General features: G+C 42.8%; 24 protein-coding genes. 15 read left to right on the top strand and 9 right to left on the bottom strand.

The window, feature by feature from the left end:
- Window positions 1-131 precede the first annotated feature (131 nt).
- A complete protein-coding gene (locus HWQ43_RS30630) occupies window positions 132-494 on the top strand; it encodes a single-stranded DNA-binding protein (protein ID WP_292740658.1) in 363 nt (120 codons plus the stop codon).
- A gap of 73 nt (window positions 495-567) precedes the next feature.
- Here the strand turns inward: HWQ43_RS30630 and HWQ43_RS30625 are convergent, their stop codons facing one another.
- Window positions 568-1,311, bottom strand: coding sequence for an SIMPL domain-containing protein (locus HWQ43_RS30625; protein ID WP_292740910.1), 744 nt, complete (start codon window positions 1,309-1,311; stop codon window positions 568-570).
- Window positions 1,312-1,373: 62 nt separating this feature from the next.
- Between HWQ43_RS30625 and HWQ43_RS30620 the strand changes: the two genes are divergently transcribed.
- The 5 genes from HWQ43_RS30620 to murI all read left to right on the top strand — a co-directional run bounded on the left by HWQ43_RS30620 (window position 1,374) and on the right by murI (window position 9,062).
- The gene (locus tag HWQ43_RS30620; RefSeq protein ID WP_292740656.1) at window positions 1,374-1,550 is read left to right on the top strand and encodes a hypothetical protein; all 177 of its coding nucleotides are present in this window, start codon (window positions 1,374-1,376) and stop codon (window positions 1,548-1,550) included.
- Between the two features lie 147 nt (window positions 1,551-1,697).
- Window positions 1,698-3,176, top strand: coding sequence for a cation:proton antiporter (locus HWQ43_RS30615; protein ID WP_292740654.1), 1,479 nt, complete (start codon window positions 1,698-1,700; stop codon window positions 3,174-3,176).
- A gap of 653 nt (window positions 3,177-3,829) precedes the next feature.
- Complete coding sequence (locus HWQ43_RS30610; RefSeq protein WP_292740652.1) at window positions 3,830-5,713, top strand: N-acetylmuramoyl-L-alanine amidase; 1,884 nt, start codon at window positions 3,830-3,832, stop codon at window positions 5,711-5,713.
- Between the two features lie 436 nt (window positions 5,714-6,149).
- Window positions 6,150-8,066: an N-acetylmuramoyl-L-alanine amidase gene (locus tag HWQ43_RS30605; RefSeq protein WP_292740650.1), complete on the top strand. Its 1,917-nt coding sequence runs from the start codon at window positions 6,150-6,152 to the stop codon at window positions 8,064-8,066.
- Window positions 8,067-8,195: 129 nt separating this feature from the next.
- On the top strand, window positions 8,196-9,062 hold the full coding sequence (gene murI, locus HWQ43_RS30600; protein ID WP_292740648.1) for a glutamate racemase: 867 nt from the start codon (window positions 8,196-8,198) through the stop codon (window positions 9,060-9,062).
- 73 nt (window positions 9,063-9,135) lie between these two features.
- On the opposite strand, the gene HWQ43_RS30595 is transcribed toward murI, so the two are convergent.
- The gene (locus HWQ43_RS30595) at window positions 9,136-9,288 is read right to left on the bottom strand and encodes a hypothetical protein (protein WP_257236030.1); all 153 of its coding nucleotides are present in this window, start codon (window positions 9,286-9,288) and stop codon (window positions 9,136-9,138) included.
- 969 nt (window positions 9,289-10,257) lie between these two features.
- On the opposite strand from HWQ43_RS30595, the gene sds reads away from it, so the two are divergent.
- Window positions 10,258-11,229, top strand: a complete 972-nt coding sequence (gene sds / locus HWQ43_RS30590) for a solanesyl diphosphate synthase (RefSeq protein WP_292740644.1) — start codon at window positions 10,258-10,260, stop codon at window positions 11,227-11,229.
- A gap of 554 nt (window positions 11,230-11,783) precedes the next feature.
- Here sds and HWQ43_RS30585 read toward each other — a convergent pair.
- Window positions 11,784-12,257, bottom strand: a complete 474-nt coding sequence (locus HWQ43_RS30585; RefSeq protein WP_292740642.1) for a hypothetical protein — start codon at window positions 12,255-12,257, stop codon at window positions 11,784-11,786.
- Window positions 12,258-12,461: 204 nt separating this feature from the next.
- Between HWQ43_RS30585 and hetZ the strand changes: the two genes are divergently transcribed.
- From hetZ to HWQ43_RS30570, 3 genes are all read left to right on the top strand, one after another.
- On the top strand, window positions 12,462-13,667 hold the full coding sequence (hetZ, locus tag HWQ43_RS30580) for a heterocyst differentiation protein HetZ (protein ID WP_292740640.1): 1,206 nt from the start codon (window positions 12,462-12,464) through the stop codon (window positions 13,665-13,667).
- Window positions 13,660-14,637 carry a PatU gene (locus HWQ43_RS30575; RefSeq protein WP_292740638.1) on the top strand — a complete coding sequence of 326 codons (978 nt, stop codon included), beginning with the start codon at window positions 13,660-13,662 and terminating at the stop codon, window positions 14,635-14,637. Before hetZ ends, HWQ43_RS30575 begins: the two co-directional genes overlap by 8 nt.
- A gap of 352 nt (window positions 14,638-14,989) precedes the next feature.
- The gene (locus HWQ43_RS30570) at window positions 14,990-17,293 is read left to right on the top strand and encodes a DUF3488 and DUF4129 domain-containing transglutaminase family protein (protein ID WP_292740636.1); all 2,304 of its coding nucleotides are present in this window, start codon (window positions 14,990-14,992) and stop codon (window positions 17,291-17,293) included.
- A 63-nt stretch (window positions 17,294-17,356) separates the two neighbouring features.
- Here HWQ43_RS30570 and HWQ43_RS30565 read toward each other — a convergent pair whose 3' ends face one another.
- The gene (locus HWQ43_RS30565) at window positions 17,357-18,061 is read right to left on the bottom strand and encodes a hypothetical protein (RefSeq protein ID WP_292740634.1); all 705 of its coding nucleotides are present in this window, start codon (window positions 18,059-18,061) and stop codon (window positions 17,357-17,359) included.
- Window positions 18,062-18,113: 52 nt separating this feature from the next.
- On the bottom strand, window positions 18,114-18,311 hold the full coding sequence (locus HWQ43_RS30560) for a hypothetical protein (RefSeq protein ID WP_292740632.1): 198 nt from the start codon (window positions 18,309-18,311) through the stop codon (window positions 18,114-18,116).
- Window positions 18,312-18,606: 295 nt separating this feature from the next.
- Between HWQ43_RS30560 and HWQ43_RS30555 the strand changes: the two genes are divergently transcribed.
- Window positions 18,607-19,941, top strand: a complete 1,335-nt coding sequence (locus HWQ43_RS30555; protein WP_292740630.1) for a hypothetical protein — start codon at window positions 18,607-18,609, stop codon at window positions 19,939-19,941.
- Between the two features lie 151 nt (window positions 19,942-20,092).
- On the opposite strand, the gene HWQ43_RS30550 is transcribed toward HWQ43_RS30555, so the two are convergent.
- The 3 genes from HWQ43_RS30550 to HWQ43_RS30540 form a co-directional block, all read right to left on the bottom strand.
- On the bottom strand, window positions 20,093-20,530 hold the full coding sequence (locus HWQ43_RS30550; RefSeq protein WP_292740628.1) for a response regulator: 438 nt from the start codon (window positions 20,528-20,530) through the stop codon (window positions 20,093-20,095).
- Window positions 20,531-20,701: 171 nt separating this feature from the next.
- Window positions 20,702-22,069, bottom strand: a complete 1,368-nt coding sequence (locus HWQ43_RS30545; protein ID WP_292740909.1) for a DUF3370 domain-containing protein — start codon at window positions 22,067-22,069, stop codon at window positions 20,702-20,704.
- A gap of 31 nt (window positions 22,070-22,100) precedes the next feature.
- A complete protein-coding gene (locus HWQ43_RS30540; protein WP_292740626.1) occupies window positions 22,101-22,622 on the bottom strand; it encodes a peptidase C15 in 522 nt (173 codons plus the stop codon).
- 58 nt (window positions 22,623-22,680) lie between these two features.
- On the opposite strand from HWQ43_RS30540, the gene hisH reads away from it, so the two are divergent.
- Window positions 22,681-23,316, top strand: coding sequence for an imidazole glycerol phosphate synthase subunit HisH (hisH, locus tag HWQ43_RS30535; protein WP_094352505.1), 636 nt, complete (start codon window positions 22,681-22,683; stop codon window positions 23,314-23,316).
- Window positions 23,317-23,400: 84 nt separating this feature from the next.
- Complete coding sequence (gene rsmD / locus HWQ43_RS30530; protein ID WP_292740624.1) at window positions 23,401-23,946, top strand: 16S rRNA (guanine(966)-N(2))-methyltransferase RsmD; 546 nt, start codon at window positions 23,401-23,403, stop codon at window positions 23,944-23,946.
- Between the two features lie 211 nt (window positions 23,947-24,157).
- On the opposite strand, the gene petG is transcribed toward rsmD, so the two are convergent.
- On the bottom strand, window positions 24,158-24,271 hold the full coding sequence (gene petG / locus HWQ43_RS30525) for a cytochrome b6-f complex subunit V (RefSeq protein ID WP_063721252.1): 114 nt from the start codon (window positions 24,269-24,271) through the stop codon (window positions 24,158-24,160).
- A gap of 209 nt (window positions 24,272-24,480) precedes the next feature.
- On the opposite strand from petG, the gene HWQ43_RS30520 reads away from it, so the two are divergent.
- Complete coding sequence (locus HWQ43_RS30520; protein ID WP_099100046.1) at window positions 24,481-24,855, top strand: cytochrome c; 375 nt, start codon at window positions 24,481-24,483, stop codon at window positions 24,853-24,855.
- A gap of 647 nt (window positions 24,856-25,502) precedes the next feature.
- A complete protein-coding gene (locus tag HWQ43_RS30515) occupies window positions 25,503-26,267 on the top strand; it encodes a peptidylprolyl isomerase (RefSeq protein WP_292740621.1) in 765 nt (254 codons plus the stop codon).
- Window positions 26,268-26,397: the final 130 nt, after the last annotated feature.

The raw sequence follows: 26,397 nt of genomic DNA, 5'->3' as shown, positions 1-26,397 counted from the left end.
CCAAATAGTGTGTATAAATTTTCAAGTCAATTATATTGTTAACTGTTTAACACATTATTTTCAAGTCTTTCACAATTCGCTATGATGAAAGTCGGAATTGCTAAGTACGTTTGTACTGAAAGGTAACACACATGAGTATAAATGTTGTCACCCTCGTCGGTCGTGTAGGCGGCGACCCAGACATAAAATATTTTGAGTCTGGTAGTGTGAAGTGTAGATTAACACTAGCGGTAAAAAGGCGATCGCGTAACAGCGATCAACCTGACTGGTTCGAGTTGGAATTATGGGGAAAGACAGCAGAGTTTGCCAAGAATTATGTACAAAAAGGTAAACAAATTGCCGTTAAAGGTTCGTTGAAATTTGACGCTTGGAGCGATCGCCAAACAGGAATTAGCCGCTCTAAACCAGTTATTCTAGTAGATCAGGTGGACTTATTGGGTTCTAGGCAAGATGGAGACGGAGGAACGGGAGATACGTCTCCAGAACATTTTTAATTGGGCATTGGGCATTGATTATTAGTCCTTTGTCATTTGTAAAGGCAAAGGACTAATGACAAATGACCAATGACTAATAACTAATTTGCAGCGTCACCGATGCTTCTAGTTGCTGTTCACCACCAACAATAGGGGTGGAAGCATCAGCCGACTTGGCAGCCTCAGCCCGTAAAAACATTGGTGGTGGTGGAGGCGCACTGGCATTATTAACTTGAATGCTCACTATTTCTTTGGATTTAAAACCCAAGGCACTGAAAACTGCATCAGCTTGCTGCCGCGCGTCTTGAGTAGCTTCTTTTAATGCTTGCTTTTGAGCCGCTGCGATCGCTTCATCTTTCGCAACAAAACTAATGCCATTAATTTGTGTTGCACCGGCTTTGACTGCATCATCTAATAATGTCCCAGCTTGCTCAACAGGAATACTAAAACTCACAGTGTTATTGGCAGAATAGCCTGTAATCCGCTGTACATTATTGGTATAGCTGTAAACTGGGTTAAGCCGGATACCAGTAGTTTGTAATTTTTCAACATTTTTGCTCTTGAGAAACGCAACCACCGCCGATGACCTCTGAGCGGCTTCTTGCTGTACCTCCTGGGCTGTTTTCCCCTGAATCTCCACTCCTAAACTTACTTGTGCCAGAGTTGTCGGAATTGTTTCCACTCCGCGGCCACTTACACTAAGGGTTCGCCATAATTTATCTTTTTCTTGTGCGAATGCAGGTAGTACAAAAGTTGCACATACAAGCACTGCTAAAGGCAGTATTTTCCACAAGTTTCCCGATGGAAACTGAGAACCGGGTAAAGCGGCTCTAGTCATCATATTTGCACTCCTCAAAGTATCCACAGATGTTTTGAATAAAGGTATGTAGCAATCTTCTGGTGGTTATTGAGAGCCAACAGCCACCATCAGTTTTTCACAACTTAAGTGCGATCGCTAGATACGATTTGTATGTTCTTACTTTGACACTGCGATCGTCAAAAGCTGAAATGGTTACATTTTTGGAAACTAAAAAAATTACACTAGTACTTTCTCAAGCTAGTTTTAATGGTTTGTAGTAAGCACTTTAGTGCTTATAAATCAAAGACTGAAATCCTTACTGCAGACTTGGCACAAATTAATTTAAAGAAGTTGCCAATAGCATTTCCATAGGATGTTTTTCAGAAACGCGTCAGAATCAAAGAGAAGGATTTTCAGAGAACCTAATGCATTTGTTAGATCCAATCAACTTCTCTTTTCCTCTGCTGGCTAGCGCAACAGAAGCCGCAGACAGTTCAATGGTAGTCGAAGCAGTACTACTAAGCTTAGTAGTCGTTTATCTCGCCAGCAAAGTTGGTGGAGAATTATCAAACCAAGTGGGTTTGCCGCCTGTTTTAGGTGAACTCGTTGGCGGTGTAGTAGTTGGCATATCTGTTTTCCACCTTTTGGTGTTTCCAGAGGGCGCCACAGACAGTTCTAACTCTTTGATTATGTCCTTCCTTCAAACCACCGCTGGTTTAACGCCTGAAGCCGCTCCAGCGGTGTTTGCAGCCCAGTCCGAGGTCATTTCCGTTCTGGCAGAATTGGGTGTGATCATTCTGCTGTTTGAAATCGGCTTGGAGTCGAATTTAAAAGATTTAATGGCAGTTGGTATCCAAGCCACTGTTGTCGCAATAGTTGGGGTAGTAGTACCCTTTGCGGCTGGTACTGTGGGCCTAATGACTTTGTTTGGGATTGGAGCGGTACCCGCAATTTTTGCAGGGGCGGCTTTGACTGCTACTAGTATTGGTATTACTTCCAAAGTGCTGTCAGAACTGGGGCGACTCAATTCTAAAGAAGGGCAGATTATTTTGGGTGCTGCTGTAATTGATGACGTACTAGGCATCATCGTTTTAGCGGTAGTTGCCAGTTTAGCTAAAGACGGCGTGGTAGATGTCAGCAAAGTCATTTATTTGATTATCAGCGCCACTGGTTTTATTTTGGGAGCAATCCTACTAGGCAATGTTTTCAATAAGTCCTTTGTAGCGATCGCCGATCAACTCAAAACACGCGGTGGACTAGTAATCCCAGCATTCATTTTCGCCTTTGCGATGGCATACCTTGCCGCCGTCATCCACTTAGAAGCAATTCTGGGAGCTTTTGCAGCTGGTTTAGTCTTAGAAGAGACAGATAAGCGTAAAGAACTGCAAAGGCAAGTCTGCCCCATTGCCGATATGTTAGTGCCAATTTTCTTTGTTACTGTTGGCGCAAAAACCGATTTGGGAGTATTAAACCCAGCAATTCCCGACAATCGAGAAGGTCTAATTATGGCAACTTTCCTGATCATAGTAGCCATTCTCGGTAAAGTTATCACAGGCTTAAGCGTGTTTGGTCAACCGGAAATCAACCGTTTAGCGATCGGTGTGGGGATGATTCCGAGAGGCGAGGTTGGGTTAGTGTTTGCTGGTGTCGGCGCTGCCAGTGGCGCTCTCTCAAAACCATTAGGAGCAGCAATTATCATGATGGTTATCTTGACAACCTTTTTAGCTCCTCCATTGTTACGATTTGTGTTTCCAGATCCCAAAACCGTGGACGGAAACTCAGAGCAACTAATTTTAGACGGTTCCTCTGGGACTTCGTTGGTAATTGAAACACCTCAGTCGAGGCTGCCAACATCAAATGACAGCAGCAATTTGGGAGTAACGCCAGATTCTGGCGATCGTTAATTATTGGGAATGGGGAATGGGGAATGGGGCATTGGGCATTGAGCATTGAGCATTGAGCATTGGGCATTGGGCATTGGGAAGAGAGGAAGAAACTTGTTCAATATAATCTCCCCTGCTCCCCTGCTCCCCTGCTCCCCTGCTCCCCTGCTCCAATCATGCAGTGGAAACTTCTATCCTCAAATCTCCGTCCCGTGTGATTGTAGAATAATCATTTGTTTATAATTTCTACCAACATTCAGAATGTTACTTAATTTCTAGTTTCCCTTGGCTTGTGAGCCTTTATCTGAATATTTTCCAGATAATTGGGGAGTAACACCCATAAATCTTGCTAGATCGTTTGACAGTAATGGGAATTATTTACTCAGTGCATCGATGGCAACAAAGAACAAACACTTATCAGTAAACAGCTATCAATTATCAGTTTTCTAGCTTTATTGGGAGTCAGATTTCTCCACCTGTAAAGGTGGAAGGTTTCGCATGGGGATTTAAACTTAATTTGAAACCCGATAAATGATTTAAGTGTGTCTAAATATCGGCTTAAAAATCAAACAAGGGATTCAGAGGTCAAGTTTAGGTGGTGATGGTGTGATGATGATTTACCAATGAGTTGAGATATTGACGGCTCCCATGAATGTGAATTAGGAGAAAGGACTGTGAAATTACACTGGTTACTACCCAGCACTATTGGAACTATCTTCATGCTATCGTCGCCAGCAATGGCCGCGAGACTTGAATCTTGGCGCTTTGATGCCAATCAAAACAGGCTGGAAATTAATACTGTAGGAGCAGTTCAACCCCAAGCACAACTAATTTTCAACCCAACTCGGCTGGTAATTGATTTGCCGGGAACTACATTTGGTCGTCCACAGTTAACCCAACAGGTGGGTGGTGGAATTCGCTCAATCCGTGTTGGACAGTTTGATGTAGATACAACACGCATAGTTGTCGAACTGGCTCCTGGTTACAGTTTAGACCCCAAACGAGTGCAATTTGTTGGTACAACTGGCGATCGCTGGACAGTGCAATTACCGAAGCCAGAAGTTGAAAAAGTCGCTGTTTCTCCTAGAAATGCTTACAGTGTAGTTACCACACACTCCGAACGTCAATCTAATATTTCCAGGGTTGCTACTACTACACGAGGGGCAACTCAAATTGAGAGCTTACAGGTAACAGGTGATGGGTTGTTCATTCGTACCAGTGGTGGTAATCCGCCGATTCAGGTAATTCGCAGCCGCGATCGCGCTACCATCTTCGTAGATATCTCTGGTGCATCTTTATCATCACGTCTGACGCAGCAGAGTAATATACCCGTTAACAAACATGGTATTAGCCGCGTCGAATTCACCTCATTGCAAACCCAACCTCCTGGTGTCCGCCTAACTTTGCGGGTAGATAAAAATAGCCCAGATTGGCGAGCAACTAATAGTAACGATGGTGGTTTGATAGTTCTACCTAGTCGGGTTGTCAGATTGCCTGGAAGTAATAATTCGGACAATCAGTCAGAAGCCGTTTCCTTCCCCAATAGACCATCTGCCAATAACTCGCCAGCAACAATTGAGTCTGTGCAACTTGCCGATAATGGCAAACAACTGTTAATTAGAGGCAGCCAACCTTTATCTGCTACGGGAATCTGGGATAGATCCTTAGGTATTTTCCGCGTCACAATTACCAATGCTAAGTTAGCTCCGAGAGTTATAGGGCCTACTTTTGCTCCCAATAGCCCCATTCTTCGGGTACGTCTGCAACCTCAAGCATCCACCAATACAGTGGTTGTTTTAGTTCAACCCGCAGGAGGAGTGCAACTTGGGCAACCCCGGCAAATCGGCGGCCAGCTTTTGGCTTTACCAATACAAGGTTCTCGGCGAGTTGTCACCCTCCCCGGAAGACCACCATTTGCTTTACCTGGGCTACCACCGCCAAACCGTGGGCCATTTCCAGACCCAAACAATCCAAATCCTCAACCCTTAAGACAACCACAGCGCCGAGTTACCAATGGGCGAGTGGTAGTTATTATTGACCCTGGACATGGTGGTAAAGACTCAGGAGCGCTTGGCATTGGGGGGGCACGCGAAAAAGATGTTATTTTGCCTATTGGTAAGAGACTTGCTGAGATTTTGCAGCAAAATGGCGTACAGGTTATTATGACGCGGGATTCTGACTATTTTGTTACCCTTCCAGGACGCGTGCAATTAGCAGAGCGAGCGAATGCTGATGTGTTTGTTAGCATTCACGCTAATTCAGCAGGTGCGAGTCGTCCCGATGTTAATGGCTTGGAAGTCTACTATTACGACAGTGGGCTGAATCTAGCTCGTATTGTCCGTAGTAGCATTCTTCAAAGTATTGGTACTCTCAAAGACAGGGGAGTGCGGCGAGCCAGATTTTATGTCCTCAGAAAAAGTTCTATGCCCTCCATTCTAGTGGAAACGGGTTATATGACTGGTCGGCAGGATATGGCTAGGCTCAGAACTTCAGCTTACCAAAATCAAATGGCAGAAGCGATCGCTCGTGGCGTTCTTCAGTATCTAAAGAGAAGATAAGTAATTTAGTCTAAATTTCTAAATTGTTGAGTAAATACATCTAATCTTTACCATTTTTATCCAATTTAGTAGTAAAACAATTTAAGTATTCTTGCGGCGGGATAAGAGTAGCTTCTTTGTTATTGTCATTTGATACTTTGCAAGTCAACAAATTTTGGATTTTAGATTTTGGATTTGTATCACCTACAACAGGTGTTAGTGTAGCAAGGCGCTAGTCTGGCAAAAAACTAAAATCGGGAATCTAAAATTTAAAATTGGCAGTCAAACTTATATAGGCTAATGGCATGGCAAAATCAGAGGAGCGTGCTATATTTTACGCCATTAGCTGTGTCTTAATAACAGCGCCAAACTCAAGTGTGCGCGATGACGGTGTGAGGATTTGCCAATATGTTGAGATGTTGACGGCTCCCATAAATGTGAATCAGGAGAAAAGACTGTGAAATTACGCTGGTTACTATCCAGTACTATTGGAACCATCTTCATGCTATCGTCGCCGGCAATGGCCGCGAGACTTGAATCTTGGCGTTTTGATGCCAATCAAAACAAGCTGGAAATTAATACTCAAGGGGATGTTCAACCCCAAGCACAATTAATATTTAACCCGACTCGTCTGGTAATTGATTTACCAGGAACCATATTTGGCCGCCCGCAGCTAACCCAACAAGTGGGCGGTGCTATTCGTTCTATTCGTGTTGGGCAGTTTGATGAACAAACAACGCGTATAGTTGTTGAACTGACTCCTGGTTATAATTTAGACCCCAAACGAGTGAAATTTGTGGGTACAACTGGCGATCGCTGGACAGTGCAATTACCTACGCCAGAAGCCGACAATGTACCTGCAATAAACACTGAAGGGCAACCAGAACAAGCTATAGCCACAGATACTTCACCCAGAACATCTACACAAACATTCCCTCCCAGGAATATTTACAATGTGGTGACAGCAGGTTCTGTAAATCCACTGAACAACAAACCATTGAACAACAGAATGGTTGTCGCCAAAGTGACTCAAATTGAGAACTTACAAGTCACTGGTGATGGTTTTTTTGTCCGTACCAATGGTGGTAATCCTCAGATTCAGGTAAATCGTAGCAACGATCAAAAGGCCATTAATATCGACATTTCTGGCGCAACTCTATCACCAAGTTTAGAGCAGCGAGATTTGTCGATTAATCGCTATGGTGTTAGCCGTATCCAGTTCAGCCAGCTGCAAACTAGTCCATCTGTTGTTCGCCTGACTTTACAAGTAGATGAAAATAGTCCAAATTGGCGAGCAACGAGTAGCAGTGTTGGTGGTTTTGTGGTTCTACCCAGTCGTGGAGTTGCCCAGCTGCCTGGAAGTAACAGTCCACGTCCCATAGCACCAAGTAACACACCTGCTAACATTCAGTCTGTGCAACTGGCTAATAATGGTACACAATTGCTGATTCGAGCCGACCAAACTTTATCTGCTACAGGAGGCTGGGATAGAACCTCTGGTCTGTTCCGCATCACTATCAACAATGCTAAGTTAGCTCCCAAAGTCACAGGCCCGACTTTTAATCCTAATAGCCCGATTTTGCGAGTACGCCTGCAACCACAAGAATCCAATACTGTCACCGTCTTGGTTCAACCAGCAGCTGGAGTACAAATTGGGGAACTCAACCAGGTTGGCGACCAGCTTTTAGCTTTAGAATTACGACGCTCTAGTAGCAGTATCACACCGCCCATTGCTTTACCTCCTCTGCCATCGCCAGACCAAGGTCAATTACCAAATCCCATAGATAATCCCCGTCCAATCTCCCAGTCACAGCCACGCCCCTCAACTCCCAGAGGGAAATTGCTAGTAGTTATTGACCCAGGACATGGTGGAAAAGACTCAGGTGCCCCTGGTCTAGGGGGACTTTTAGAAAAGGATGTAATTCTGCCTATTGGGAAAAGGGTAGGAGCAATTTTAGAGCAAAACGGTGTACAAGCGGTATTAACGCGGGATGCCGACTTTTTCGTAGAACTTCAGGGACGGGTAGATATTGCCAAGCGGGTTAATGCGACTTTGTTTGTCAGCATTCACGCTAATTCCGTTGATAATCGCCCTGATGTCAATGGCTTAGAAGTTTATTATTACGAGAGCGGTTATGGTCTGGCTGAAGTAGTTCGTAAAACCATTCTCCAGGACATCGGTACTATCAAAGACCGAGGAACGCGCAAAGCCAGATTCTATGTTCTGAGAAAAAGCTCCATGCCTTCGATTTTGGTAGAAACAGGCTATATGACTGGTTACGAGGATAATCCCAGATTGGGAACACGAGAATATCAAAATCGGATGGCAGAAGCGATCGCTCGTGGCATCCTAAAATACTTACAGCAGAGGTAATATAGTACAAATTACTAATTAAAGAGGTGGTATTTAAACTTCTTTGACGCGCAGAATTTAGTGGTCAATTTGGAGATTGTCTGCTAAATTCTGTATTTTAAATCCCAAAACCTAAATATATATCTGCCTGTGTATTCATCTTCCATTTTTGAAGGGAATCTTGACGATTTTTCCGAGCGAGAACCCCAACGTGCCCCAATTGGCATCTTTGATAGTGGTGTGGGTGGGCTAACAGTACTGCGACAACTATATCGACAACTCCCCAATGAATCAATTGTTTACTTTGGGGATACAGCTAGACTTCCTTACGGAATTCGTTCACAAGCAGAAATTTTACGATTTACACGTGAAATTATTACCTGGCTACAACAGCAGCAGGTAAAAATGGTAATTATGGCTTGCAACACCAGTTCTGCCTTAGCCCTAGAAACTGTGCGTCAAGAATTCAGCATACCCATTTTGGGAGTAATCCTACCGGGTGCAAAAGCTGCGGTGCAGCAAGGAAAGCGGATTGGTGTAATTGCCACTCCAGCTACAGCTAAAAGTAATGCTTATAAGCACGCTATTCTTGAAATTGCTCCCGATGTCCAAGTCTGGCAAGTTGGATGTCCAGAGTTTGTGCCACTGATTGAGCAAAACCGCATTCACGATCCTTACACTGCGGAAGTCGCACGAGGCTACCTAGAGCCTTTATTAGAGCAGGAAATTGACACCCTAGTTCACGGCTGTACCCATTATCCCCACCTTACACCAGTACTGCGATCGCTCCTCCCCTCTCAAGTCCAGTTGGTCGATCCAGCTGTTCATGTTGTGGCAGCTTGCGCCCAAGAACTAGACTTACTAGGCTTAAAAAATACTCACCTACCATTGCCAACTCGCTTCGCCGTCAGCGGTTGTCCGCAACAGTTTTCCCAGTCAGGAGTGCAGTGGCTAGGCTATACCCCAATGGTTGAAGAGGTTTCCTTCACTGATATAGCTATTTCCCAACTCCAATAAAACTTAATTAGTCCCTAGTCCTTAGTCATTTATCAAAACAAATGACGAAGGACTAAGAACAAATGACAAATGACTATTGACTATTAACTGATATCTCCTGCTTGCGTTTTCCTTCAGTAGATGAAGGGAAACTTGTAGGAACAGTCTTTGTACCCGTTCGCTTCGCCAGTGCTAATAACAGGTAGACTGTGAACAAATATCCAGAGGCTAAAATAAAAATCATCATAGGTATACTTCCGTAAATTATTGTTCTACTAGCACCCTTCTAAATGAATATAAAATTCCATAAAATTTAGTAGAACCTCAGCCAAGCAAGTGCATTCTTGATGACTGTAGTTTCCTATGGTAAAATTACCTATAGAGACAAAATCCTCTACGGACAAAGAATTTATGAGCTAATGCGACTTCTTGCAGACCATAGATCCCACAGCAGTTAGCTTGCCATTTAGCAATCTAAAACTACGATTCTCAGCGGTCTACCCGATCTGCTTTATTTTTGCTCAAACTGCTGTGAAAAGAGCAATGCTTGCGCTCTACGTGCGCGGAGTACGTGTAGCGGCTTCCCATAGGGATATCACACAGCTCCAAACCAGGAGTTTTACCTATCGTAGGAAAAATTAAAGAATTTCTTCCCTTAATCTAACCGACGAATATTTATTTTAGAGTCACAACACCAACTCAGTAAAATCAACTAGTCGCTGACTTAACTTTTGGGGTGCGAATATCTTACAAAATTTAAAATTCCTATATTTTAGCGTAACACAACCACCCTGAATTTTGAGCTTATTCGGCTGCTAAATTTCAAATTTTTTGAAGAGCTACACCTCACTCTGGAGAAATTTAGTCTTACCTCTTGGCGACAATTTTAGAACGATGCATTTTTGTCAATAAGTAATATTGCTTAAATTATCTTTGGAACTGTGGCAAGAAAGGTGAGATGAGAAACTACTTGACACAATTTCATTTGGAATTTATCCCGTGTACTGAGAATTCATCTTTTAAGTTAGTTTAAAGTTTGAGTAGCCACAAATTAAGCATAATTACTTATTGACAAAAACCTCGACAACCTTAACTATCACCCATAGACTCATAAAAATGGGATTACCTTATGAAAACTTTGCGCTGGCACAGGGTTATCTTAAAATGAGTATAGGATATGTAAACTTTCGTAACCTAAGTCAGAGTCCGCCCATCCATGACCCCAGCCACCTCCCTGTTTACCCCTGTGGAAGCAGACCTGCGACTACTAGCAGATAACCTAAAACAGCTAGTTGGAAACCGCCACCCCATTCTGTTTGCAGCAGCCGAACATTTATTCGGAGCTGGGGGAAAGCGTATCAGACCAGCAATTGTCCTGCTAATATCGCGGGCAACAATGTTAGAACAAGACATTACACCGCGTCATCGCCGTCTTGCTGAGATTACAGAAATGATTCACACAGCAAGCTTAGTACATGACGATGTGGTAGATGAATCAGATGTGCGGCGAGGCGTTCCTACCGTTCATAGTTTGTTCGGGAACCGCATTGCCATCTTAGCAGGAGATTTTCTCTTTGCCCAATCGTCCTGGTATTTAGCAAACTTGGACAATTTGGAGGTAGTGAAACTGCTCTCAGAAGTCATTATGGATCTGGCTACTGGGGAGATTCAGCAGGGACTAAATCGTTTTGATGCTGGTATCTCTATTGAAGCTTACATTGAGAAGAGTTACTACAAAACAGCTTCATTAATTGCCAATAGTTCTAAAGCTGCTGGATTACTTAGTGAAGTCTCACGAGAAACTGTTGAGCATCTGTATAGCTACGGTCGTCATTTTGGTATAGCATTTCAAATTGTTGATGACATTTTAGATTTCACCAGTACAACAGATACCTTGGGTAAACCAGCGGGGTCGGATCTCAAAAGTGGTAATCTAACTGCACCCGTTTTATTTGCTTTGGCAGAAAAACCATCTTTAGAAGTGCTGATTGAACGAGAGTTTGCTCAAGAAGGAGATTTAGAGCAAGCACTAGCACTGATTCAAGATAGTCAAGGTATACAGCAGGCGCGAGAATTAGCTGCTCACCATGCTAAGTTGGCAATTGAACATCTTGCAGTTCTCCCATTCTCAGAATCCCACCAGGCACTGATTAACATAGCTGAGTACACACTGAGTCGCCTCTATTAAATCAGTTATCAGAGTTTTCAAGTAGAAAGTGGGGATTTAAATGTAGGTGTGTTGTGGCTTACGTAACGCACCGAAAACCTGAAATGTTGTGTTGTATTAACGCTTTAATGCACTAAAGCAGCTTTATGTTTAATTAAATCCACTTATTTAACAGGTAGAAAGTGGGGTTTTTTAGAGTTTCTTAGGGATTTCCAAAAAATAAATTACTACTACTTGTGGAGTGAATAGTGTTTGACTGAGCGCTCACTCTAAAGACTTGCCCGCTTTTGATTACTGGGCACCTCACAATCAAGAATGGGATATTTTTTATGTGAAAGTTTTTAAGTATAAAACTCTGCTTCACTAGGAAACTAAAATTTGAAAACGGAAAAATGTTCACTGATAACTATTTTTTAATCAATTTTAGGTTTCAGCGAAAGTTGAGTCAGTCGTATGGTGTAACGAAAAGAAAAAATTTCTTTTTTTACTGATTTAGAAAACTTTTTTAAAGAAATTTGAGATTTAAAATTTTGGATGTGGGATTGTATCTAAAAAATCCCACATCCAAATTTTTTCTATGCAATATCAGGGGGTATCTGTTTTGGCGATCGCTGTTGTAGTAACTGTTTCTGCATGAGTTTTTCTAGTTCAGTTCGCCGAACTTCGACGGTATGAGTGGTCTTACCCGGCGTCTCCAAAAAAACGATACTATCTACGGGTTCTAATGCCACCATTTGGAACAAAATATGGGTGACAGGAGTAATTTTAGCTAGCATTTGAGGGTCAAGCCCAGCAGGGGAAATTAGAGAGACATCCTGTATGGTAGGGAAAGCGTAAATCACACGCTTTTCCAATCCTGGATTAGCACGATTGCTCAATGTAGTTAAAACCCAGTTTGACTCCGAATTTTGGAGAATATAGTACTGGGAGTAGCGTAATTTTTGAGCGATCGCTCTAAGGGCAGGAGCAATTGCTGCAACAAGATATGGTGTCATACCATCGCGGGGTGCATTGTCAATCAGCAATTGAATTTGTGCTTCTAAATCCATAATGACTTGTATACGACTCTTGGGTAATGGCAATAACATCTATCAAGTGTGAACAATCCCATCAGAATTGGGAATAATAAAATCAGCCATATCCTCAATATAGGATTGGCCTGCGTTTAGCTTATACGTAAAACCAAACCAGCCAATACCCACAGTCGTACAGGTTGTATTTAAGTAAGTTAGGGTCTTTTGAAAACCGAGACTATGAATTCAGCCGCAACCGCAACTATTCCATCTGCAACTATTCTGGGAGAAAATTCTACAGGCGTGGAGGCGATCTTTCAACTCCTGTCCAAGGAGTTTCAGCAGTCAACCAAAGCTTCGGAACAGAATTGCCACGATGTAGCAAGACGTATTACCACCGAAGTCTACCGGATTTGTCATGAGAGTAAACGTATTCAAGCTTCTGGATCTGTAGAAAGCTCGGCGATGACCCTGGCTCGGCATCGGCTGCAACAGTGTCTCAGGTACTATCAGTTGGGTTCAAATCGGGGCAGGGTCGAATTACACAGTACTCTGAGTGCAATTATTTATCGATACATTAATCCTCCTCAGAAGCAATTGAGCTATCAAGGGCGGCTGACGATAATTGAAGATTTCCTCCAGAGTTTCTATCTAGAAGCATTGAATGCTTTCCGGCGAGAAAATCAACTCGGTGCCACTTATCGCCCTCAGACGCTCTTGGAATTGTCCGAGTATATGGGATTTACCGAGCGCTACGGCAAGCGACGCATTCCCTTACCAGGCCGTCAGCAACAGCTAATTATTCTGCGGGCACAAACTTTTTCCCAACAGCAGCCTCCAGAAACCAGCGTAGATATAGAACAAGCCGCAGAAGGTAGCAATAATGAAGGTGACGGTTCTTGGGAAGAACCAGCAATTCACCAATTGCGCTCCACAATGGCAACGCAAGCCGAACCCGAACCCGAAGAAGACACCTTGCGTTCCGTTGTGGTTACGGAATTAATGAATTATCTTGAACAACGACAACAATCTGACTGCGCTGATTATTTTTCTCTCCGCCTCCAAGATTTATCAGCACAGGAAATTGAATCGGTTTTAGGTTTAACCCCTCGTCAGAGAGATTATTTGCAGCAGCGCTTTAAGTATCATTTGATTCGGTTTGCCCTGTTGCACCGTTGGGAATTAGTTCATGAGTGGCTGGAAGCTTCTCTGCACACAAATTTGGGCTTAACTCCTCAGCAATGGCAAGTATACACAGCACAGCTGGACAATAAGCAACGGTCTTTATTAGAGTTGAAGCAACAAGGACAAGCTGATGAAAAAATAGCAAAAACTTTAGGGCTGTCAATGGCACAACTGCAAAAACGATGGTTTAAGATTCTTGAGCAAGCTTGGGAAATTCGTAACTCATTAGTTTCCGGATCAGGTGCATCTACTCATGAATAGTGATTCAGAATCCTTACAACACCGGTGTCTCGATTGGTTATTGACAGATGATGTCAAAAATAACGAGCAATCGGTAGAATGTGAGGAAAATGACGGGGTAAAAAAACTCCTCAATGAAGCCACTGCTTCAAAAAGCAGCGAGCCAAAATTGGGAGGAACGCCCCAGACCTTTCAATTGGGAGAAATTCCTACTGTGCAAGATCGTTTTCAAGCTGTCCTTAAGAATCGGTTACAAATCCAAGCCCAAGACCACCCACCGTTGTTTCCCTGGGAAACACAATTAATCGAATATCCTGATTTTGTTGATGAGCCGTCAATGACACTCGTTCCTAGCTGGGGATGGATGGTACAACAGTCAAAGTTGACCTTGCCAACTCGCTTACCGGAAAGAGTTTTCCAGCAATTGCTAGAACAGTGTCAGGCTTTAGTGACATCTTCAGTGCCGTTGGGGGCAAAATTAGTTCAAGTGGTGGAGAACTTTTTTCCCAATGAGTCTCAAGCACTAAATGATATAGCTGGATTGGTGCTAAGAAGCACCTATCGGTCTGCAAGTACTCTGGAGACAATGCCCGCTATTCAAAGCGATTACTCAGATTTACAACCGCGTCAACAGATGGCTTTGTCGTTGCTAGCAGCTAAACAACTGCTGGAAAATCTGACTCTACCAGTTTCAGCAACCAGTCCAGTGGTAGAAAGACAGTGGCTAACCAGTGTTGGTGCTTTGAACATCAGAGTAGAATACCAGTCTCTAGGTAAAATTACGAAGTTACTTGTGCAAGCTGAGTTACCTGTTAAAGGAACTTTGACGCTGCGGGGAAGTGGCACTTTAGCAATGACAACATCTTCGACTTCGGGATACTTAAATGTAGAGTTAGGCTGCGAGCAACTTAACCCAACTTATACCCTGGAAGTTGAATTTCCAGAAATAGACGAACAGTCGTTGTTGTTTGTGATTAATCCCACAATTTAGGTTAAATTGCCACCGCTAGCACACTATCTCAATCAACGCCGATATATATTAAGAGGATTTTCCTGGTTTTGAAGCTTATCCTATTTTTCAATAAACGGTCATTAGGGTGTCTACGAGAAGCAGTTATTACAAAGACACAGGGACACGGGGATATGGGAACATGGCGATATTGAGAAAGTATTTGATTATTTCTCGATTCACTGCGTTACCCATTTCTCGTGTATTTCCATCTCTACTCCTTAGATATCATTTTTTTAACACAGTGCTAGGGTAGCAAATTACCTCCCTTGCATTGTGTTTGTTGCATCTACATCATTGCTTCTACTAGACTCAAATGTTTAACTTATCCAGGATGAATCGGTTTTGGCGTATCCCTGTAGGTAATTTCTGGCGGCAAAATCCGCAGGGGTCGCCTTTGATTGAAGTGGAAGATTCAATTTTATTGCGGGTGCTGGTGCTAGCGTTGGTTATTTTGGGAATTGTGGCGACGGATATTGCCGCTGAGACTTCATTCAGTTTTTGGGCGTTACCCCTGAGTGTTGTGGGTGCGATTTGGAGTTATTATCGTCGCCGCGATCGCAATATTGCAATTCAATTCTGTATCGCCATCGGCATGTTAGTCGCACTGGGTGCTTTCTTTGGGCGATTAGCGGGGGAGTTGAATGATACGCGGTTGGGTTTGGCAGAGTTATTAATTCAACTCCAGGTGTTACATAGCTTTGATACACCCCGCCGTAAAAATTTGGGCTATTCGATTGTTATCGGACTGATTTTATTAGGTGTGGCAGCAACCCTAAGTCAGACTTTAGCATTTGCACCTGTGTTGCTGTTATTTTTAGCGATCGCTCTGCCAACTTTAGTACTAGACTACCGCTCGCGCTTGGGTTTGCAGCCATTAAAAACTCAAAAGGAAAAATTCAATCAGAAGAATTCCTCAAGTCTTAATTTTAAATTTTTAATTCTAACTTTTTTACTAATTGTCGGTCTGGGGCTGGCAATTTTTGCTGTTTTACCGAGATTTCCGGGCTATCAATTACGGAATTTTCCTGTAAGTTCTGCTATTCAAGTAAAAAATAATTTCACAGGTCGTAGTATCATTAATCCCGGTTATGTCCGCCAAGGGAAAGGTGAGAATCAAGGGAGTGGTAGCGGTGGTACGGGACAAAATAAAACTGGTCAACCAGGTAAAGTAGATAATAATTTTTATTACGGTTTTAATAGCCAAATGAATCAAAACCTGCGGGGCGAGATGAAACCCAAGGTTGTCATGCGGGTGCGATCGCAAGCTGAGGGTTTTTGGCGAGTATTAGCATTCGATCGCTATACAGGTAAGGGATGGGAAGTTTCCCGTAATGAAGATGTTACGACTGTTAGGCGATCGCCTTGGTCTTACCAAATTTTTCTTTCTCCGTCTGTACTCACGGGTAAAACCCAAGAGGTAGTACAAACTTATACAGTGGTGTCGGATTTGCCTAACCTGATTCCGGCGATGACTTATCCCAAGGAAGTTTACTTTCCAGCACCAGTGATCGCTGTTGATAAAGAAGACGGATTGCGATCGCCTGTAGAATTATCAGAAGGTTTTACCTACACAGTGATTTCCGAAGTACCATACCGCGATCGCACTAAATTAGGTGAAGCTTCTACTAAATATCCCCAACAAATTACAAAGCATTATCTGCAAATCCCTCCCGAAATTGCCGAAAAAGTCCGGCAACGTACCGAAGAAATCCTCGCTAACTACAATCAAGAAAAAGTCGCAAAATCTGCTAAAAGCCTGGATTCACCCTACGAAAAAGCTCTCTACTTAGCTCAATATTTAAAGCAACGCTACTCTATTCCCCAAAATCCCTTAGACCTACCTTATTTGAGTGAAAAAGAAGACTTGGTAGAAACTTTTTTGTTTAAGCAAAAGGGAGGCTATCCAGACCATTTCTCTACAGTTCTCACGGTGATGCTACGTTCCATTGGCATTCCAGCGCGGTTGGTAGCAGGGTTTAGTTCAGGAGAATTTAATCCATTTACAGGGCTGTACGTTGTCCGTAATACTGACGCTTATGCGATGACAGAAGTGTATTTTCCTAAATATGGTTGGTTTGCTTTTGACCCTATTCCCAATCATCCTCTGATACCACCTTCAATAGAAGACACTCAGACTTTTAGTGTGTTGCGCCAATTGTGGCATTGGGTTGCTGGCTGGCTACCTTCTCCGGTGACAGGTTTGTTAAATAATGTATTTGAGACAATATTTAAGTGGGTGATAAGAGCGATCGCTTGGTTTTTAGCTTTATTTTCCCAAGGTTGGTTCGGCGTGTTGACTGGCTTAATCTTGTCAACTACAGCAGCTTTCTTCGCTTGGCTGGGTTGGGGTCAGTGGCGACAGTGGTGCAACCGTAGATGGTTAAAGAAATTGCCAGCAATGGAGAGCCTTTATCAACAAATGCTGCAATGGACAACCCAAAAAGGTTTAGGCAAACATCCAGCACAAACACCTTTAGAGTATGCCAGAGTCTCATACCAGCATCATGCTCTAGCAACTGCTGAGGTTATAGATGAAATTTGTCAAGCCTATGTTAGCTGGCGTTATGGCGGTCATACACTTAACTTGAAGCGACTGCGAGAGAGATGGCAAGATTTGAAAAAAGCTGCTAAGTGATTCAAAATTTTGTTCGCTTATTTCAAGGCGTACTCTCATCATTTTGAATATGTCCATCTAGAGTCATCGGTAGAAATCATCAATTGGCGACTGTTGGATATGTAGCCCTCCAGTGTGCGGTTCCTGCACATAGGTTTTTGGTGGTCGAGGAAGTCTGTCGATACAGATTTGTGAACAAGCATTAACAAGAAGGGGCAAAACATCCGTAGCCACCTGAAGAGAGATCCATGCTTGATGTAAATTTGGAGCAATGACAGGAGCATTACAAACACTACATTTTGTAGGGGAACCTGCCTCCACAGTTTTTCCCACCGGAAGCTTGGGAAATGGTAAGCGAAACTTGTAATTTCCGTAAAGAGTACGAGTACTGACAGTACTATGCTTTAGTTTTTTGCAACGAGTAATTTCATAGGGAAACCAATGTAATCGATAGGATGTGTAGGGAGTAAACGTTTCTAAATTCGTCATCTCACCGATTTCTGGAGGTATGCGAACAAGATTGCTCCCGTACAGCATCAAGTGCTTAACAAATTTTAGTTTCGATATTGTCGGAGGAAGTGTGATAATCTGGCTCCAGTCATCCAAGCCTATTTCACGTCCGGGGGCAAATTCTTCTCGCTCATCTGCGGATGCAACCTCCACAAGCTCTAATAATCGCTTCCATGCATCGCACTCAATATCTTGATGCTCTTGATGCAGCTTTATCTCAGACCATTTCTTGCCCAAGTAGTAAGCTTGGAAACATTTGCATGAAGGTCGGTTACTCATGTGTTCCTTGAGAAGGCAGAAAGCCTAAGTATTAATATAACCAACATTGAACTCAACCTCGCATCTGCATCAAATTTCCTGAGAAGTAGCGACGCAAACCGTGGTAAAACACACCTGTACCAACCAACAGCACGGTAGTTGACCCAGCCACTGCTAAAACGGTATCAATCAAAGATAGCGATCGCAATGCCTCAATCGGCAAATAAGTCACAAATCCAGCTGGAATCAACCTGTACAACAGTAGCTTCATCGTTCCCTCAAACAAAGTTGCTCAATAAGTACTGAAGGTAAGAATGGCATTTCGCCACTGTTGTGTCAGTCCTTTGGAATTGCCTAGATAAAAGCTGAGGCTACCCTTCAAAATATTAAAGCTGACAAACTCGCCACTGAAACTGTCAATCCAGTAAACAACGCTAAATGCACCGCATCCGGCTTGGCAAAAAGCAATTCTGGTAAGTGTGCATCTCCATAAATCTAGCTATTGCTAGATGCTGAAATTCTTTCAAAAGCTATAATCTACATCTGTTGCACCGAGAGATTAACTTGTGGATGTCATATTAGAACGATCGCACGAATTAAAACAAGCCTTAGTTGATTTTGTTCTTGATGCTGAAGGCGAACTGGCACAAGCACTAGAAGTTTACGCAGCAGCACAGTTGCGCCGTGGAAGTGGGGATAGTACGCAGCAGGACTTAACCATCGATAGCTTTTTGACAGATGGAAAAGTCGGTGATAAGTCTCCATTAGAGTTGTTTATCGAAAGCCACCCAGATTTAGCAGAAAGCGATCGCAGCCTGATAAATAGTTGGCATCATACTTTTATTGGCTTATTTGCCATCACTAATCTTTTACCTGATGGCTTTGAATTGACGAACTGGTTGACAGATAAACGCTACATCGTCAAGCCAAACAATACTCAAACATTACAGGCAATATCTCGGTTAAAAGTCGGAGAAATCTTGCTAACTCGCATTTCTCCCGTTACCGATAGCTACTGGATGTTTTCTGGCCCCTACACAATAATGGGTAAATTAGGTAAACCAAAACTTGCCGTAGCAATTGGTAATTTCAAAGAAAACTATAAAAGTAATCTTTACAGCGATGCTCCAGACTTGCTAGAAGAAGCTTGGCAGTCAGTAGAAAAATATCATCAGCAGTTTGTGGACTTTTTTGGTACTGATGAAATCACACTATCAGGATACCAACTTAATAAAAAAATAGCGGAATTTCAAGCATTAATTACTGAGAAAACCTTTGCAGCCGCAGGAATTGATACTTCTAAATCTCTGGCTGAAGTGGCAGAAGCAGCTGGCATTGGCGACGAGGAAATAAAAGCCGCAGCACAAGAGTTCGGCGCTGATTCCAACGTCGTCTCTGAAATGTTTAACAGCAAAAGCAGCAAGAGCAAAATGGTGATGCCAAAGGTTGATTTGCCTGCTGAACTCAAGAAAGCAGAACAGGTAACGGCTTTTTCTCATCCCCGTTGGGGACAAATGTTTTTACCAACATATACTAAGGTACAAGCAATCTTATCGGCAGAGGACTGGCAAAGTGTTCAAGGGGCGGAAAAACTAATTCGCTACTACCTCGAAGATAAAAGTATTAATGCTTTTATTTGGCATCGATTAGCGCAACAGTATCCAACTCAATTAGAAAATGTGTTGCAAACATTTTTGCAACGTCCAGAGTTTAGGCTTGAAAGTGACTTAAATAAACTTTTGCAAGAATTCCACAAACCTATTGAGCCAGAGTTACCAGATATTGCCAGTGTACCCATACATTTGCACAACTTATTTCAGGAAGCTTTAGGAGAAGTTAACAAATCTAAGCCCAAAGGTAAGGGACAACAAAAGCCAGCAAAGGGTTTTCAACGAGGTTAACAAATATATCCAATATATAATCCTACTCATTTAGGGTTATATGGTTTCATTTTTTAAAGTAGTTTTTAGGAGTGTATAGCTAGCTGTGCGCTCTCACAGAGTATTGTGTGAAATCACGATCAAAAACGAGATCGAGGCTAGCTAGTTATATTTAAAGATCGGTAGATAACAGGTGAACAATCTCATCTACAATTTCTTCTGGACTCTCAAGCTTGACTATAAATCGATCAAAACCAGCATTTAAAGCCTTATAGCCTGAGACTTCCCGTGTATAAGAAGTGATAGCGATCGCAGGCAACTGTCTTAAAAATTGGCGAGAATGCACTCGAATTTGCTCAATTAACCAATTTCCATCATGTTCGGGCAACTTCATGTTGCACACCAGAATATCGGGATGAAGCGATTCAACTGAGGCAAGAGCTTCTTCTGCATCGGTTAAAGCCATCACCTCTGCACCAGCTGCTTCCAAAATGAAGATGAGCAAATCTGCAATATCTGGCTCATCCTCTACCAGTAAAATCAAGATTCCAACAAGCGGCTGGAGCGAATTTAATTCAGTTTCTTGATTGATTTTTTGATCCGTTGCCATACCGTCCCTTTATTGCCTGCTATAGTCTGCTATTTCTATTGCAATGTATGGAGCGGAATAAGTATTCACCCTAAATATAGAAACTTGGGGTGAAAAGCTCTAGAACAGGCTTTAATTATTTTTTGGTAACAGGTAATTAGAAAAAAGCCCTTACCCATTACCCATGAATCATTACCGAGGTTCAGCTTGAGTTGAAACTGTTAATACTTGCGGTGGTGTAGCATCTGGCGGATAGAGAAAGTCTACTTCTACCAAAGAGCGATCGCCTGGTTTTATCTTTAACAAAACTAACGGTTCTCCTGGTTGACCTCTTTTTTGTACTAAATGCACAAACTGAGTTTGTGGCTGATTTTGGTCATTTTTGTAACGTACTCGCACTGTCCCTCGGAAGAATACTTGAGGAGCGGGTGTACTCAGAAAGCGTAACCCTGGTTTGACTAACTGATCCTCCTTGAGTGGTGTTTGTATCGACACGCTAACGGTTTTAGAACTTTGAGTATTGTTGTATAACGGCAACTTCAGATTATATTGAATTCCATAGTTGCCATGAGCGCGATATGCGGTGTCAGGATAGCGCACTAGCATAGGCGCACTTTGAATTTGACCAGTTCCTAATGTACCGCCATCAAGGGTACTCAGAGCGTAGGAAAACACTTGACCAGGCTGGGGAATAGTTAGATACCTAGCTTTAGGCTTATCTACTAATAAGGCTCTCCATCGTGAACCATCAACCACTCCCGCAACACGCCCATAAATTCTTGGCTTGCCAGTTTCCTCTAAGGGAGTGGGAGTTTTATCTCGTGGCCCAGCTAAATCACCATTATCTAGTAAATTCTGCCACTCTTCTAAGGTAGGCGATCGCTCACTGCCATCAGGATTCACCCGTGCAAACATCGCTAGGCTAGCTGCATAGACAGTGCCATCACTTTGCAGTCGCATGAATGTAGATCGACCATTCAAGGGTGGTGTCAATCCTTGCACAGGAATTGGCAAATTGAGTAACATCCGACTTTGCTTTGGTGGAATCTCAATTTGGGCAGGAAAAATCTCTTGTCGCACTCCCCGAAGCACATCAGACATGACGCGATCGCCTGGCCCAGCAAAAATTTTACCTAAAAGGTTTTGGCTAAAGGATGGTAACTGAATAAATGGTGCATCCGGTTGACTCAAATAACTCGCCGCCTGCCAAATATTTACCTTCACTGGTTCCGAACTAGGGTTATGCAAAATTATCCCCAAATAAAGAGAACGTAAATTCTCGGCTGGTTCAGCCCTCGCAACGTGATGGGCAAAAATATCAAATCGTCCCCGAAAAGGAAAATTCAAATGCGCTGTTGGCACTTTTTTCCCATCTGGTGGAAAGGTAGAAAGTAAGATTCCTTCCTTCAAAACCAATTCTGGACTATTGCTATTAAAAGTTGGCACTGTATCCAACTGACCTGGTAAAGGACGTACTTCTTGTGGTTGCACGACTTCTTCAGGTGGAAGTGTAGTAGGAGTTAATTGGGCAATTGGGAAAATTAGTAACAATGGCAACATATACTTAGATATTTCTTTCACCATACAGACATTAACAGCTTGATGAAAGTGCCAGTTTGTTAATAATTAATACGAAATCGGCAATAATCTCCATCAAATTTTCTTGATTGAGAAGCGGAACGTGGACAAAAATACAACGTGCTGTGAGTTGATTTTGGCTTAAGTAGTCCAACACTGAATAGTAAAGACCCTCGCAAACAAATTTCCCACAGTCGTGGCTAATCTGAATTTTTGCTGCTCCCACCACTAATTTTTCTAAATCAACTTCTGTCTGTAAAATACTTTCTCCACAGCTAGCAACTGCTTCCACACTTAATTGTGTACGGCTTGCAGCCATGCCACAACAGATGATGTAATCAGGTTGGATTGCCTTGATTTTTTCCATTACCTGAGTACTGGCAAGTTGCACATCTACGGGTAATTGGCGTAAAAAAGTTAAGTCATGTGGTATCAACTCAAGTTTGGTAACTTCAAGTAATAAATCATCAGAAGAATTTGACTGTTGATCTTTTAGCCAAGTGTCAAAAGAAGTTAATAGAATTCTTTTCTTCATAACAAATATTATTTAGAATAGAAAAACCCTCCATAATAAATTTACAAGGAGCAGGTAAATGCCAGTAATTGCGGTCGTAGATTATGAGATGGGAAATTTGCACTCAGTTTGTAAAGGCTTGGAAAAAGCTGGGGCAACTCCTAATGTTACTTATTCTCCAAAGGAATTAGAACAGGCAGATGCTATAGTCCTACCGGGAGTGGGAGCATTTGATCCAGCAGTGCAACACCTGCGATCGCGTGGTTTAGAACAACCTATTAAAGAAGCGATCGCATCTGGTAAACCTTTTTTGGGAATTTGTTTAGGATTGCAAATTCTCTTTGAATCAAGTGCAGAAGGTACCCAACCAGGACTAGGAATTATCAAAGGAAAAGTGCGGCGGTTTCGTCCCGAACCTGACATCACTATTCCTCACATGGGTTGGAATCAACTGGAAGTTACTCAACCAAAAAGTATTTTGTGGGAGCATTTACCGTCAGATCCTTGGGTGTATTTTGTCCATTCCTACTATGTTGACCCAATAGACCCGCTAATCCGTGCAGCAACTATCACTCACGGTACTCAAACCGTCACAGCTGCGATCGCCCATGAAAACCTGATGGCAGTACAATTTCACCCCGAAAAATCCTCTAATATTGGATTGCAAATCCTGTCTAATTTCGTTGCTCAAGTCCGCGAAAAAATTCCTGCCTAATATTCTTTTTGTCATTTGTTCTTTGTCTTTTGTCTAAAACTAATGACCAATGACTAATGACTAATGACCAATGACTAATAACCAATGAGCCTGAGAATTTACGGTAATCGCCAGCTAAAAACTTTACCAGGGAAAGAAACTAGACCCACTAGTGCGCGAGTAAGAGAGGCAGTCTTTAATATTTGGCAAGGAGAAATTGCAGGTTGTTGCTGGCTAGATTTGTGCGCCGGTACTGGTTCAATGGGCGCAGAGGCTTTGTGTAGAGGAGCCAGCCTAGTAGTGGGAATTGAACAATCGAGCCGAGCCTGTGCCACCATCCAACAAAATTGGCAGCAGTTAACTAATGCCGACCAAGAATTTCGGGTATTGCGAGGAGATATTACCCAGCAGTTAAAGACTTTATCAGGTAAACAGTTTGATAGAATCTACTTCGATCCACCTTATGCCAGTGGATTGTACCAGCCAGTATTAGAAGCGATCGCTCACCATCAACTTTTAGATCCTAGCGGCGAAATCGCAGTTGAACACGCCTCACAAGGTTGGATACCGCCAGACATTCCCGCTTGGGAAATTTGCCGCCAGAAAGTTTACGGCAACACATCACTTACTTTCTACAGAATTGTGGAATGACAAGAATGGGGAATGGGGGAGAAAACTTGCTTCCTTGTCCTCCTTATCCCCCTTCCCTCATCCTACTCAGCAACGCCAGTTGTTCTCCTCTAGGAGACGCTACGCGTAGCTTGCTTAAGAGCAGGGGTACAAGTCGGCAGAACTGCCCAATGCACTGGCTCCTCAGCACGGGCTAAACGCCCCGCTACCGCTAACAGCACTGGGCACTCCCTCACCCCCCCAGCTGATTGGGGCGCTTGTATTGCTTATATGCAGCGTAAAAAAGTCCGGCGAGAGTGACGAAAACTAGACCAAGGACAATACCTGATAGCAGGGGTTCAACCACTGTAAATCTCCTTTTTGTAATTATTAAATATTCGTTGCCTGTTTTTGATTTTACCAAATTTCGTATGAATCCTGCGCCCTACAACCTTTTGGAGGACGACTGTCCACAAAAAAATAGTCTTCTGTGCTTGCAGACACAATCAAGAACTTTTAAGCTATGTGTAGGAAATGAAAACTTTTTAGCACACCTAGACTTTCACAGCAAACCTTTTGGATAACCAAATTACCAAACCTGAAATTTTGATTCAGCGGATCGTTTTATTGACGCTGGCTATACTGCTAGCAGTCCCTTTGGGCTTTTTTGGTGTTCAGTTGGTTCAAGCCTCCGATCCATACGTCAAGAGCGTTCTATCCCTCACAGGAAACCCAGTTCAAGGACACGCGATCTTCCAAATTAACTGTGCTGGTTGTCATGGCTTGGAAGCAGACGGGCGAGTGGGGCCCAGTTTGCAAGCTGTTTCAAAGCACAAGTCTCGGTATGGGCTGATTCACCAAGTGATCAGTGGCGAAACACCGCCAATGCCCAAATTTCAACCTAGTGCTCAAGAAATGGCGGATCTTTTGAACTATTTAGAATCATTGTAAACCTAAGAACTTTTGGCTGTAGGATACGTAAATACCCTTGTGTAAAAAGGTAGTATATATGTATTTTTTTACACTCTTGGCAACTGTAAATGACCCCTAGATAACTCGATAGCGTTCACGTAATGTCTCCTAGAGACGCTTTAGCAACGTAGGAGCGTTGCCCTTGGCACATCATGCCTGCTCTACTTGAGAAAATTCCAAACGCTTAGGTGCGAGACGCTGCACGTAGTTTGCTACCCCTTAAGGCTACGCGGACTCATTAACGTCCTTGGCGTCTCCCCCTATCCACCAAACAAACGCTCTTTCGAGGTTGGGGAATCACGACACTAATACCACTGTGCGTCTACGCATAATAATAGAAACCTCAAAACAGTCTAGCTCCGTCTGATAAATTTCGTCTTTTAAAGTTCGAGTGGTGAGAACTATCTTTTGTCTTTATCTTCACATCTGCTAGTATTTGCGTAGAATCTTTGATAAAAACTCATATAAACTGTATATTTTTAAGTATGTTAGCAAATAACTATTTAATTATTGTGAAAGTGAGGTTAGCATACCTAACTCGGCAGGTTAAGGCAAAAGCTCTTAGTAAATGGGCTACGGTATAGCTTCTTTAACAGACTAAATATTCTTGAGATGCCCGAAAGCTAATGACTGAAACGATCCAAATCGGTAATCGTACAATCACAGCTAGTGAACTGATTTCCTTACTGGCAAGTTACCAAATGCTGCCACAGTTGCAGCGAGAATTGATCATTGATGAGGCAATAGAACAAAACTCGCGCTCTGCCAAGATAGTAATAGAGTGTACACCAGAGGAAGTAGCCCAAGCTAAACAGCAGTTTTACGCCGAAAAACAGTTCAAAAATGAAGAAGATATCCAGGCTTGGATGGCACATCAAGGGCTGAATCCAGATCAACTAGAAGTTATCACCACTCGTAAGCTGAAAATTGAAAAATTCAAACAAGCCACTTGGGGTAATAAACTGGAATCTTACTTTTTTCAGTCCAAGGCAAAACTGGATAAAGTAATTTATTCCCTACTACGAACCCAAGATGTGGGAATTGCCCAAGAACTATACTTCAGAATTCAGGCAAAAGAAAACTCTTTTGCTGATTTGGCGCGGGAATACTCACTCGGACCGGAAGCCCAAACTGGTGGCTTGGTAGGCCCGATTGAACTGAATGCACTACATCCGATAATGGTGCAAATGCTCTCTAGCAGTCAACCAGGTCAGATATTGCCCCCTACCCGTATCGCTGAATGGTTTGTGATTTTGCGTTTAGAAAAATTTATTCCAGCACAACTGGATGAATTTATGAAAATGCGCCTGTTGAATGAACTCTTTGAAAACTGGCTACAAGAACAGCAAAAGCAAATCATGTCTGCACCAAAAGCGGAGGGGGATACATGATAGGCGATAAACCTTTAACCAATCGAATACCGTCTAAAAGTGTTGTGTGGCATTAGTAGCGCAATTCCTGATAAGCAAAAAGCCCCAGGCTGTGGAGCGTGGGGCTTTTTGTTTGTATAAATGAGACCTG

This window comes from Nostoc sp. JL31, from assembly GCF_017114965.1.
Classification (GTDB): domain Bacteria; phylum Cyanobacteriota; class Cyanobacteriia; order Cyanobacteriales; family Nostocaceae; genus Nostoc; species Nostoc punctiforme_A.
Note: the sequence above shows the minus strand (reverse complement) of the source record. Positions and strands in the feature narration are given on the sequence as shown.